Source organism: Geomonas sp., assembly GCF_056994735.1.
This window is the reverse complement of record NZ_JBXKJL010000133.1, coordinates 1-11057: the sequence shown is the minus strand read 5'-3', so window position 1 is coordinate 11057 and position 11057 is coordinate 1. Positions and strand designations below refer to the sequence as shown.

General features: G+C 56.9%; 11 protein-coding genes and 1 riboswitch. Of the genes, 4 read left to right on the top strand and 7 right to left on the bottom strand.

Going from position 1 to position 11057, the window contains the following annotated elements:
• On the bottom strand, nucleotides 1–1019 hold a 1019-nt coding region (locus AC11W3_RS06575), incomplete at its 3' end, for a sigma 54-interacting transcriptional regulator (protein WP_484092684.1).
• A gap of 500 nt (nucleotides 1020–1519) precedes the next feature.
• Between AC11W3_RS06575 and AC11W3_RS06570 the strand changes: the two genes are divergently transcribed.
• From AC11W3_RS06570 to AC11W3_RS06560, 3 genes are read left to right on the top strand one after another with little or no spacing between them, the layout of a single operon-like run.
• The gene (locus AC11W3_RS06570; protein ID WP_484092683.1) at nucleotides 1520–2500 is read left to right on the top strand and encodes a SphA family protein; all 981 of its coding nucleotides are present in this window, start codon (nucleotides 1520–1522) and stop codon (nucleotides 2498–2500) included.
• A 37-nt stretch (nucleotides 2501–2537) separates the two neighbouring features.
• Nucleotides 2538–2756, top strand: a complete 219-nt coding sequence (locus AC11W3_RS06565; protein ID WP_484092682.1) for a hypothetical protein — start codon at nucleotides 2538–2540, stop codon at nucleotides 2754–2756.
• A 43-nt stretch (nucleotides 2757–2799) separates the two neighbouring features.
• Nucleotides 2800–3432 (top strand): FMN-dependent NADH-azoreductase, encoded by a 633-nt coding sequence (locus tag AC11W3_RS06560; RefSeq protein WP_484092681.1) that lies wholly within the window; start codon nucleotides 2800–2802, stop codon nucleotides 3430–3432.
• 313 nt (nucleotides 3433–3745) lie between these two features.
• Here AC11W3_RS06560 and AC11W3_RS06555 read toward each other — a convergent pair whose 3' ends face one another.
• The 6 genes from AC11W3_RS06555 to AC11W3_RS06530 all read right to left on the bottom strand — a co-directional run bounded on the left by AC11W3_RS06555 (nucleotide 3746) and on the right by AC11W3_RS06530 (nucleotide 9694).
• Nucleotides 3746–4681: a DUF4382 domain-containing protein gene (locus tag AC11W3_RS06555; RefSeq protein WP_484091459.1), complete on the bottom strand. Its 936-nt coding sequence runs from the start codon at nucleotides 4679–4681 to the stop codon at nucleotides 3746–3748.
• 127 nt (nucleotides 4682–4808) lie between these two features.
• Nucleotides 4809–4885: riboswitch (cyclic di-GMP riboswitch) on the bottom strand.
• A 164-nt stretch (nucleotides 4886–5049) separates the two neighbouring features.
• Nucleotides 5050–5349: a DUF167 domain-containing protein gene (locus tag AC11W3_RS06550; RefSeq protein ID WP_484091460.1), complete on the bottom strand. Its 300-nt coding sequence runs from the start codon at nucleotides 5347–5349 to the stop codon at nucleotides 5050–5052.
• Nucleotides 5350–5791: 442 nt separating this feature from the next.
• Nucleotides 5792–6403, bottom strand: a complete 612-nt coding sequence (locus tag AC11W3_RS06545; protein WP_484091461.1) for a cohesin domain-containing protein — start codon at nucleotides 6401–6403, stop codon at nucleotides 5792–5794.
• A 37-nt stretch (nucleotides 6404–6440) separates the two neighbouring features.
• Nucleotides 6441–8249, bottom strand: coding sequence for an NHL repeat-containing protein (locus tag AC11W3_RS06540; protein ID WP_484091462.1), 1809 nt, complete (start codon nucleotides 8247–8249; stop codon nucleotides 6441–6443).
• Between the two features lie 28 nt (nucleotides 8250–8277).
• On the bottom strand, nucleotides 8278–9342 hold the full coding sequence (locus AC11W3_RS06535; RefSeq protein ID WP_484091463.1) for a DPP IV N-terminal domain-containing protein: 1065 nt from the start codon (nucleotides 9340–9342) through the stop codon (nucleotides 8278–8280).
• Nucleotides 9343–9355: 13 nt separating this feature from the next.
• Complete coding sequence (locus tag AC11W3_RS06530) at nucleotides 9356–9694, bottom strand: hypothetical protein (RefSeq protein WP_484091464.1); 339 nt, start codon at nucleotides 9692–9694, stop codon at nucleotides 9356–9358.
• Nucleotides 9695–10184: 490 nt separating this feature from the next.
• Between AC11W3_RS06530 and AC11W3_RS06525 the strand changes: the two genes are divergently transcribed.
• Nucleotides 10185–11042, top strand: a complete 858-nt coding sequence (locus AC11W3_RS06525; RefSeq protein ID WP_484091465.1) for an undecaprenyl-diphosphate phosphatase — start codon at nucleotides 10185–10187, stop codon at nucleotides 11040–11042.
• The last annotated feature ends 15 nt before the right edge of the window (nucleotides 11043–11057 follow it).

Sequence of the window (11057 nt, the reverse complement as noted above, 5' to 3'; positions counted from 1 at the left end):
ACCATGCTCTCGAGGTTGCGGTGGGTCGCAGCTATCACCCGGATATCCACTGGGATCGGCCTGTCCCCTCCTACCCGCTCAATCTCCCTCTGCTGTAGCACCCGCAAGAGCCTCACTTGCGCCTGGGGCGGCAGCTCGCCAATTTCATCAAGAAAGATGGTCCCCCCCGCTGCCCGCTCGAAACGGCCGCGCTTTTCGGCAACGGCTCCGGTAAAGGCACCCTTTTCGTGGCCGAAGAGCTCGCTATCTATGAGGCTCTCGGGAATGGCGCCACAGTTCACCTTGATGAATGGGCCATCCTTGCGCGGCGAGGCAAAGTGGATGGCATTGGCGATCACCTCCTTCCCGGTCCCGGTCTCTCCCATCAACAGCACCGTATTGGAAAGCAGAGCCACCTGTCGGACCATTTCCATGACGTTTCTCAGCCCCGAATTCCCGCCGATGATCTCGTCTCCCAACTGTGGCGCCAGCTCGCTGCGCAGAAAACGGTTGTCGTCCAGGAGGATGTCCCGGTATCTGACAACGGCTTCGTGGGCTAGTGCGTTGGCAAGGGCCATGGCAAAGGGCTCGGCTACCACCGAAAGCAGTGCCACGTGATCCTGGGTGTACCTTCTTTCGCCTTTCGCCCGCAGGATCAGGAAGCCTATCAGTTCATCTTCGATGCGAAGAGGCATGGCCAGGTCCGAGAACCCCTCAAGCTTGATGAAGGGTGCGAAGGTCCGGATCCTCTCGTCCGCATCCGAAGCGTTCAGGGTAAAGGGAACACGTAGCTCGCTGATCCACTCCCAGACCCCTTCGGGAAGCGGAACGATCTCCACTGGCGGCCTGTGGCCGACAGAGGCGAAGGCGATACGACGGTTTGCCCCAAGGCACTTGTCCGGTATATCGAGGAACATGTGATCGATAGGGAAGTGATCACGCAAGTACTCGAAAACCCTCTCGAAGGCAATATTGATCTGCAGACTGCTGCAGATCCTGAGCGTCACTTCTCTGAAAAACTCATCCCTGTTTAGTGCCATGTTCACTCCGCATTCATGCCATCAGGCCACTTTCCCCGTGTTTACGGTATTTGGTAAATTACCAAATACGACAACAGCCAGCAACAACAATTACCATATTTAGCGATAATCCAGCAGGCAGAAACTCGCAACACGCTGTTATTACGACCTATCCCTACCTGGCATGGATCTCGCTCTTACCACCGCAAGGAAAGCATCGTCAGGTTCACCGTTGGCGACGGGCGGCTGCCTTCCATTTCACGGACAAGCGAGGTTGCAGGCATCATGAGAAATACGTTCAAACAGCGACACCATCGCCGCTTTCGTCAGGAAACACGAGAAGGTCGCCCCCAGGGAAATCGCGGTCGTTTTCATGGTGGCCGAAAACGAGATCGACAAATACCTGGAACCCTTCCTGCGGGCTGGCGACATCCGGAAGGTAAAGGTGGGCAATGGCTTCTTTTACACTACAGGAAAACACAACTGAGCAAGGCATCGATCACAGAGGAAATGGGCATTTTATGAAAACTGAATTACGCATTGGACACACGGGGAACTTGCGGCGGAAATCGGCATCGCCATTCAAGATGGTACTTGCTGGATTGGTCAGCGTGGCTCTTATCCTTTGTGCCGTGGTTGCATCAGCCGCAGATATCTCACTTCCGACGGTTAATCTCGGGGATACCAGCTTTCTTGACGGTGTCGCCTACCCGGGGTGGCTCGTTGAGGAGACCCTGGGGTATTACCACGCCGGCCGGTTTGAGGATCCGCAAGGAAACAGGGTAGCCGGGTCCAACAAGCTCACCGCGGTGAGCGCCACCACGCATATCGCTCACATCTCGAAGTACCGGCTGATGGGAGGTTTCTGGGGCGCAGAAGTTTTGTTGCCGTTGGCGGATGTTGATTTGGAGACCAGCTTCGGCCCCAAGGACCGCGAACGGGGCGTGGGTGATCTGATCGTCAGCCCTTTCATACTCCAGTGGACCGACCAGAAGCTTTTCGGAATGCCGTACTTTCAGCGGTTTGTCTTCGACATGACGCTGCCGACCGGATCCTATGACCGCAGCCGACCGGTGAATGCAGGGAACAACCTGGTGAGTATCAATCCTTACTATGCCTTCACAATCATGCCGACCGAGAAGTTTGAGGTGAGCGCCCGGCTCCACTACCTATGGAACTCGGAAAACGACCGGCCGTTTGTCGGCATGGGAGCGGGAACCATCCAACCGGGGCAGGCGTTTCACGCCAACTATGCCGCTTCTTACGAGGTCGTCAAAGGGGTCCGAGTCGGCGTCAGCGGTTACGTCCTGCAGCAGTTGACCGCCGATAAGATCGACGGTCGCAGCCAAGCCAACTCCGAAGAGCGTGTCTTCGGAATTGGCCCAGGCATCCAGTTGAGCGGCAACGGCGTTTCACTTACAGTCAACAGTTACTTTGAAACCGGCGCTGAAAACCGTCCGGAAGGAACCAAGGTGGCTTTTCGGCTTTCCAAGGTATTTTGAGAATCTGACAGATCATCAACGGAGGGGAGCTTAAGGTATGAAAAGCGCGCTTGTAAATGGAATGATGGGTGGATTTATGGGTTTCCTGATGAGCTTTCTAGTCAATTACTTCATTTTGGAGTTGCCGCGAGATACCATCACCAATGCTCTTGGTAACGGAATAAGCGGTTTAATCAGTGGCTTCATGGGAGGATTCATCGGAGTGATGGTTCATATCAACAAAGAGAAGAGTGCAGCAAAACCAGCTGATCTTTAGACGAGAGCCGTCGTCACAACATTTTATTGTGAAGGAGAACATCATGGCAAAGCTACTTTATGTTACCTGCAACCTCAAACCCGCCGAACTTTCTCGTAGTCTCTCGGTGGGAAAGGGATTCCTGGACGAATACCTAAAGCACAATCCTGAAGACGAGGTGCATTCTCTCGACCTTTACCGCGATAACATCCAGCGGATCGATGCCGATGTCCTTTCCGGCTGGGGAAAGTTGCGCAGTGGCGAGAGTTTCGCCTCACTCAGCGCCGACGAGCAGCGCAAGGTCGGCCGTATCTGGAAGCACGCCGATCAATTCATCGCGGCAGACAAATATGTGTTCGTGACGCCGATGTTTAACCTTGGGTTTCCGGCGGAATTCAAGATGTACATCGACGCCGTCTGCGTGGCCGGCAAAACCTTCGCCTATACTCCAACCGGTCCGGTGGGCCTCCTCAAGGACCAAGGAAGAAAATACCTGCACATCCACTCCTCGGGCGGTTTCCATTACGGGAAGGACGAGGATCACTCTGTTCCTTACCTGAAGTCCGTCATGGGCTTCATGGGGGTCGAAGACTCTGAGGTGATCGTGGTGGAAGGGGTCGACGCCATGCCCGACATGGCTGAGGAGATCAAAGTAGCCGCAGTAGCAAAGGCCAGGCAAGCCGCGCAGAGTTTCTGAGCGATGAAAGCGGTCGTACTGCTCACTTGGCTCACCTGGATTTGCGTCTGCCTGGTCGCGTTTTTCCACAAAAAAGAAAACTGAGGACCGGTGTATCAGGGATATGTCTATGCTGCGTGAGGGAGACGGACAGGGGCTAATACCGGATTATCAAAGTGAACTGCGAGGGGTCAGAGCCGGACAACGCCCTCAACCAAGGATGTCAAGGTCCAGACCGCTTGTAGCACCCCATGTCTGTATCAACATGAAAATAGAGAAGCCGGAAACCCTCTCTGGGTTTCCGGCTTCTTTATTGCCGCTTATTTACCGTTTATCACTGTATCGGCGTCAGCGGTATCTCGCTTAGATCGGTCAGCTGCCCCTGCACGACCGGTACGGCTTGTGACGAATAGAGCCGGAATCCGTTGGCGCTTATGAAGGCCTTGTAGGAAACGGTCTGGGTGCTGGAGGGGACAAAGGCTGTAAAGGGGGCGTACCATTTCCCACTGGTGTAGCTGGAGAAAATCCTGCCGGCGGCGATGGGATCGGTGTCGTTGATGGCTCCGCGGCGCTTGATGGAGACGGTGGCGCTGGACCAGCTTTTAAAGGTGGAGCTGACCGTGCCGCCGATGGTCCCGAACTGGGGCATGTCGCTCGCTAGCTGTAGAAGCCGGATCCCGGTCGGTTTCAGGTTGTAGTCGCCATTGCCACGCGCGACGATGGCGGTATTGGGGTCGAAGTCTATGGTCACCGCATTGATGACGCCGGGCTTCACGTCCAGTGGCCCGAGGATTTTCAAGCCTGACTGCTGCCCGCTCGGTGTCTTCAGCGCGATCTTGGTTTCCGGATCGCTCTTCAGGGTCAGGTAGTTGAGCGGTGTCTGCCCCTGCCCGTTCGGGTTGGGCTCGAGAACGAGCCGGATCTGGCTGTAACTCCCCGCCGGGAGCACTACCTCTCCGAGGGCCTGCTGCACGAACTGCAACTGCATCACGTCAATGACCTTCGGGGTGGTGAAGTGGACAACGACCGGGAGGCCGGGATCGTTATCGGCGGCGTTATCCATTCCGGCAGGGACTACACGTACCTCGCGCACGGTGACTACCACACTCTGATAGTTGTCGCTTGGCTTGTCGGTGATCGACAGCTTGAGTGTTCCCGTTGTGGCTGTTCCCCCGCCGCTTCCGGAGCAGCCGGCAAGCTGGTATAGCGCCAAAGCCAGCATGCACAGGGTGATGATCGTCTTCTTCCATGAACCAGTTCTTCGTGTCATAGCCATTCCTCCTGGGTTTGAATCTCCCGATCTAGAATATCTCGGGTGCGCTCGATTGCACGCGATAACACCTCGATCTCGAGATTCGGACACAAAAAAGCCGGGGCCGAATATCGAGATCTGATATTTCGGCGACCCGGCTGTCTCGGTGAGACCCAGTAGGCTTTCCGTCCCATCCTCGCGGATGGTTTAGTATTGTCGTGTATCTGAGGCAATCAGTTTTGCGGGAAGATAGCGCAACTCGGCGACTCAGTCAACGGAATCTTTACAGGCTGATACAGAGTGAGGCGGGGGCAGATCCGGACAACGCACTCAACCAAGGACGTCAACGTCCTGACAAGCCCCCTTGGGCTTACTCATATCCGCAACTAGTATAATTCCTGCTGTCCGATGACTGCGGGCAAACGTTTAGGCGCCTTGATCCGGAGCTGTTTGTTTACATTCATGCGTCCGAAGACAACCTGGATGTCGCTGCCGGATACGCCAAATTCATCGGCCAGAAATCGCACCATGTGGTCCGTTGCCCGCCCTGCACGCGGCACCGCAGTTACACTGACACAAAGCTGATGTCCCTTCACCTTGCCGACAGCATCGCGTTTGGCATTGGGGGTGCCAAGAATATTAAGCACCAAGACATCACCATCCCACGTATAAAACTGCTTCTTCATTATGCCTCGATGTGCTTTTCGGGTGGATAAAGAGGTCCCTTGGCGTTTCACGCAGACCGCTGTCAATCGACTCTGCATTGAGAGAGTGTAGGAAGACTTATAGTTTATTTGGAGGGGAAAAACTACACATCTTTTGAGAAACCGGTGATGGGAAAAGACATGATTTCAGCCCGAATTGACGACCGGGTATGGAGCATATTGAATAAGACGGCGGATACACCTGACCATCGGGAGGAGTACATTAGACGGCTGAGGAGGACGTACGCCGCGGGCTAGAGTAACGGGGGGCGTTCACTTGTTGGCGCCTACATCAGCAGCCGGACTATCGCATCGTCGGCTCTCTCGCAAAGGCAAAAAGCCGCAACCGGAGTTCAGGTTGCGGCTTTTATTTTCGCTCTTCCTGCTTCGTCTGCCCAAAAGTACCAGCCCCTCAGGCCTCTCCTTAATTGCGGCGACGCCTCCAGAGGGCGAACCCGGCAAGTCCGGGGGCGAGAAGGAGCAGGGTCCCAGGCTCGGGAACCGGAGTCCCTTCTTCTCGAACGACGGTGATGCTTCCGCCGCCGACCGAGTCGACATCGACGGGGATGTTGCCATTACCCAGGGCGGGGGCCGGGTCGAAGCCGATATTGCCGGTAAAGCTCAGGGGCGAGACGCCAACCTTCAGCGTATCAAAGAGGAGGGTGCACAGGGTGAAGCTGCTGGCGTTCTGGTACGGAACCAGCTCCCAGGCATAGGAAATCTCCATCAAATTCACTTTCCCCTGCTCATCAACTACGTCCGTGAAGGAGAGGCCGTCTCCCCCCCCGAGCGCCGACCCGAATAATACGGAACTGAGCTGTACGATGCTAGGGTCGAAGTGGACCCAGAAGTCATAATCCCCTACCAGCGTTGAACCGGCATTGTTTACCCTTACCTCCACCGACGCCGTCTGCCCCAGGAATTTTGTCTGTGCCGACGGGCTGAAGTCCAGGGAAAGGGCATGGGCAAAGGTGGGGACCACGGTCATCGCCAGCACCACGAATAGCAAGGCGACTTTTCTCATTCGCGATTTCATATCAATCCCTCCAGTGGCGTTTGTATTCGCTGCCCTGTCACAGGGCGCAGTTGAGTTTTGTGCACTTGGTCGAACAGATCCTGGCGTCGTTGACGGTGATCACGTGGTCGTCATCGGCGTCGCGGCTGTCAAACGTGGTGGCAGCGGTATTGCGCGCCGCAGTGATGAGGGAGATGTCGATTTTATTGATGCTGCCGTCACCATTTATATCGCAGACGCTGTTCTTCACCGTGAGATCGCTGAGCACCGGCGACTGGTTCTGCGGGTTGGCGTCGAGGGTCACCTTCGTCTCGATATAGCGGCCGCTCTTGGCGAATGTCGCTCCGTTGTTGATCGCAGTGAAGGTTCCGGAGACGGGGGTGGTATTGGAGGCACGAGCTTCGACGGTTATCTTCGCCCCGGTCGGCACCTCGGCATTCCAGGAGATGACTCCCCACCTGGTGTCGGCATTGCCGCTGTCCTTGACGACGGACCAGTTGCCGGTCTTGGTCGTGATGCTCAAAGCTGCGGTGCCAGAGGCGTCGCTGTAGGTGTACGGTTCGGCCCCGATGGGAAGGAGGCCGAGGAAATCGCCGGTGCTCCCGTTGTATTTGGCCATGTTGTTTGATTCCCTATGCACCTGCCAGATGTCGTCGTTGGCATCGGCGATGACTCCGCGGCTGTCCCTGCTGCCCACCTGGCTTTCCTTGTCCCAAATCACCGCGCCGCTGGGTGCGAACTTGACGACGCCGCCGTTTCGTTTACTCACCAGGATGTTGCCGCTGTTGTCGGTGCCCACAGCGTAGCTGCAGTACTTCGAACTTGCCGGTTTGCTCCAGGCGTTGGTAGCGGCGTCGTAGTCCACGTAGCTGTCGCATGATCCCCCCATGATGACATGGGTATTGTTGTTGGCGTCCCGCCTGAGAGCCAGCCCATAGACCTGGTCCGGCACGCCTATGCTGCTGGCGGCATAGGGCCCCGTGTCGCTTGCCGTGTTGTTGATCCTGGTCAGGACGTAGGAACCCCAGTTCGCGCCCCAGAGCGTGCCGTTCTGGTCGATCAGGCACCCGTAGTTCGGGGTGCCGGTGGCGACAGGACCGGCTATCGTGTGCCCGTCCGCCGCACTCACCTTGAAATATTCGTGACGGTTGTAAAGACCGACCCAGAGGTTGCCATCGGTGCCGATGCAGAGGGCACGGCCGATGCCATCGTACCGTTGCGGCAAAGGAGTGCTGCCGCCGCCGGTGTAGACGCCGTCCGGGATGCGCTTGGCCCAGGCGATCCGCTCGTCCTTGATCTCGCTGTCCTCGATCAAGCCGTTCTTGTTGGAATCTTCCAGCGGCATCATCTCGGCGGCGCCGATCTTCCCGTCATTGTCCGTATCGCTGGAGGTTTGCATGATCCCGTCACCGTTGCGGTCGATGAAAGAGTTGTTGAGGATCTTGAACAGCGTCGGGTAACCGCCGAACCAGCGATCCAGCACGTAGGCGTTGCCGTCCTTATCGACTGCGGTGCGCGACGGAGCCGGACCGCCCCAGGCGCCATGATACCCGGTCGGAAACCAGGTCCGGTAGCGGGCTACCTCGCGGCCGGGCTTGTTCAGTCCGATTTGGGTCGAGTCCACCTTGGATAGGGTATCTTCAGCGGCGTTGGCGATCCAAAGGACCGGGAAGCTGGATCCCGTACTGTTGAGTTGGAGCTGGTTGTTGTGCGGCTCGTTGTGGTTCACCCCCACCAGGGTTCCCTGATCGAAGTCCCCATCCGTAGTGTAGGTCTGACTTCCGGCCCAGGCATATCCCGAGGCAAGAAGACCGGGGACCAGGGTCGTCAATGCCAGGAGACGGATTCTTTTCGGCGCTCTTTTCATAGTTAACTCCTTTCAATGTTTTAGAGAGTTAGCTGCTACCGCGAGGTTGCAGGGGAGCCATCTGTTTCCGGGAGAAAGGCACGATCATCACGTTGCTACCCTGGTTGTTTGTCAGGCGCTTCTGAGCGCCCCCCTCCGCGGCAACAGAGTAGATCTGGGCCGAGCCGTCGTGCAGGCTGACAAAGTAGATGGCGCTGCCGTCAGCGGCCCAGGCCGGATAGTTCTCCTCGTCCGCCGTCCTGGTCAGGTTGATGGCGCCACTGCCGTCGGCATTCATGAGGTAGATATCGCCGCGGGCCCTCTGCATCGGATCACCTTCCCGACTGGAGACGAAGGCGATGCGTTTGCCGTCCGGCGACCAGATCGGCGACGCGTTGCTGAAGAAGTTGTCGGTTATCTTTACGGAGTTGCTGCCGTCAGGGTTGATGGCAAAGATATTGAGGACCGGGTCTTTGGCCTCTACGTATATCAGTCGGGATCCATCCGGGGCCCAGGAGGGGGAAAACTTCTTGTTCTTCGAAAGGCTTGCGGTGAGATTCCTGTGTTCCCCGCCGTTGGCGGACATGACGCAAATATCCGAACTTCCTCTTGGTTCATGCGCAACGAACGCGATCGAACGTCCATCCGGCGAGAGGACCGGTGCCCCTTTATCCAAAGGCGTCGCGGAGAGTTGCTTGAGGTTTCCTCCGTCGGCGGAGACGACATAAAAGTTGGTCCAGCGGTCCCGGTTGGAGCGGAAGACGATGCGACCGTCAGGAGTCCAGGCAGGGGAAGTGTCAGAGGCTTCATCGGAAGTCAGCCGCTTTTGCGCAGTACCGTCCGCGTTCATGGCATAGATCTCGGCGTTGCCGTCGCGATAGGAAGTGAAGGCGATGCGCGTCCCGTCGGGGGACAAGGCGGGGTCGGTGTTTTCCTCGCGCCCTTGAGTAAGGGCAGTCTGCCCGGAGCCGTCTGCATTCATTGAGTAGATCTGGGAGACGCCGTCGCGGGTGGAGATAAAAAGGATTTTCCCGCTTGCAGCGGATGCCGCCGCCTCACCGGCAAAGGCGGAAGCCGCCAAAACAGCCCAGAAGGCGATAAGAATGTTTTTCATGGCACTCACCTACCTATTTGATGTAGCCAAAGACACCGCCGCCAATCTCATTGCCATCCTGGTCATACGCTTTCACAGTGTAGCTTCCGGGAGTCCCCGGGATGATCTCGGCGGAAAGGGTCCCTTCAGCGCTCACTGTTCGCAACTGCTCGTTTTTCGCGCCATTGCCATCGATTACCGCCAACCTAACAGTGGTGAAGGGAGTGAGATTGCCTCCGGTAATGACAACCTTGTCAGAAGCATCCGGCGTCGAGGGGACCGACACCCATGCCGACGATGCCAGAGCAGGCGAGGCCGTCGCCAAGGCGACCGTCAATAGAAGAGCCGTCATCATTCGTTTCGTGGTAGTCATAGAACCTCCCTTTTAAAGTCGTTTGCATGATCAAAGGCCCTGCACAAACGGAAAAGCATCTAATAGCAATTAATATTCCAGGCCGGAAGTCTCTGTTATTGCGCAGGTTCCACTTTTTCAGGAGAGCGTAAATGTAAAAAAAATCGACGCGGGGTGGCAGCAGTGGCGTGACATGGCGTTGGAAATCATGGGGGGGATCTTTGAACGTGGAGAGAGCATGGGGCGATGACTCGTTGCCTGTGGACAGGGCGCCGCCCAAAGTGGCTGTAATAGCAGGCAAAAGGAATTTGCACCGTCTGAGCAGGGATCCATGTAAGGAAATGCGACAGCCTGATCCCCGGGCCGGGATGTGCAAGCGCTGTAACTGTTAAATCGGCCATCAAGTCCGGATTATGGAATTGCGAGATAGAAGTTAAGCAGAACCAGCCTAAGGTTGTTAAACTGTTAACTTCTGGAGCAAACGCCGGGCTGGGCAACAGCGAGGTCCTCTATGTCTTTCTTTCAAATCTTCCTCCTGGCCGCAGTGCAGGGGGCGGCGGAACTGCTGCCGGTTTCCAGCTCCGCACACGTCATCGTGGCGGCCAAACTCATGGGGGTCGATCCGACCACGCCTGAGATGACCCTCCTGCTGGTCATGCTCCATACCGGAACCATGTTCGCGGTGATCCTCTTCTTCTGGAAAGGGTGGAGGGCCAGTTTCTTCTCCTCGCGGCAACAATTCCGGAAAACCTGCCAACTGATCTTCGTTGCCACCGTTATCACCGGTGCGGTCGGGGTCGGAATCAAGACTCTCATCGAACGCATCGCTTTCGGCAAGGGTGCCCATGCAGAGATCGAGATGCTCTTCGGGAATCTCGGGCTGATCTCGGCAGCCCTGGCCGCAGTTGGGGTATTGATCATTTACGCCGGGTTGCGGCGCAGACGGGATGGAGAAAAAGGTGAGCTAACCTTAAAGGAGGCTTGCGGCATCGGTGCGGTCCAGGGCCTTTGCCTTCCCTTTCGCGGATTCTCCCGCTCCGGAGCCACCATCTCGACCGGACTCCTGCTGGGGATCGCGAAGGAGAGGGTGGAGGAGTTCAGCTTTGCTCTTGCCGTAGTACTGACGCCGCCGGTGGTGGCCAGGGAGATGCTGCGGTTGATGAAAGCTCATGCCGTCTCCGCCTCAGGAGGAGAGTTGCTTCAGCTCTTTCTGCCAAGTCTTGGCGGCATGGTACTAAGCTTCCTCGCCGGCCTCCTTGCCTTGCGCTGGTTATCGTCCTGGCTGGAGAAGGGGCTCTGGCACTACTTCGGATACTACTGCCTGGCCGCTTCCGCGGTGGTGTTCACACTGTATCGGATCGGGTTCTGAGAGTGGTGGCGAAAC

Coding starts and splice junctions, on each gene's coding strand:
- AC11W3_RS06570 (WP_484092683.1), top strand. CDS start 1,520: ATGAAAACTGAATTACGCATTGGACACACGGGGAACTTGCGGCGGAAA.
- AC11W3_RS06565 (WP_484092682.1), top strand. CDS start 2,538: ATGAAAAGCGCGCTTGTAAATGGAATGATGGGTGGATTTATGGGTTTC.
- AC11W3_RS06560 (WP_484092681.1), top strand. CDS start 2,800: ATGGCAAAGCTACTTTATGTTACCTGCAACCTCAAACCCGCCGAACTT.
- AC11W3_RS06555 (WP_484091459.1), bottom strand. CDS start 4,681: ATGACACGAAGAACTGGTTCATGGAAGAAGACGATCATCACCCTGTGC.
- AC11W3_RS06550 (WP_484091460.1), bottom strand. CDS start 5,349: ATGAAGAAGCAGTTTTATACGTGGGATGGTGATGTCTTGGTGCTTAAT.
- AC11W3_RS06545 (WP_484091461.1), bottom strand. CDS start 6,403: ATGAAATCGCGAATGAGAAAAGTCGCCTTGCTATTCGTGGTGCTGGCG.
- AC11W3_RS06540 (WP_484091462.1), bottom strand. CDS start 8,249: ATGAAAAGAGCGCCGAAAAGAATCCGTCTCCTGGCATTGACGACCCTG.
- AC11W3_RS06535 (WP_484091463.1), bottom strand. CDS start 9,342: ATGAAAAACATTCTTATCGCCTTCTGGGCTGTTTTGGCGGCTTCCGCC.
- AC11W3_RS06530 (WP_484091464.1), bottom strand. CDS start 9,694: ATGACTACCACGAAACGAATGATGACGGCTCTTCTATTGACGGTCGCC.
- AC11W3_RS06525 (WP_484091465.1), top strand. CDS start 10,185: ATGTCTTTCTTTCAAATCTTCCTCCTGGCCGCAGTGCAGGGGGCGGCG.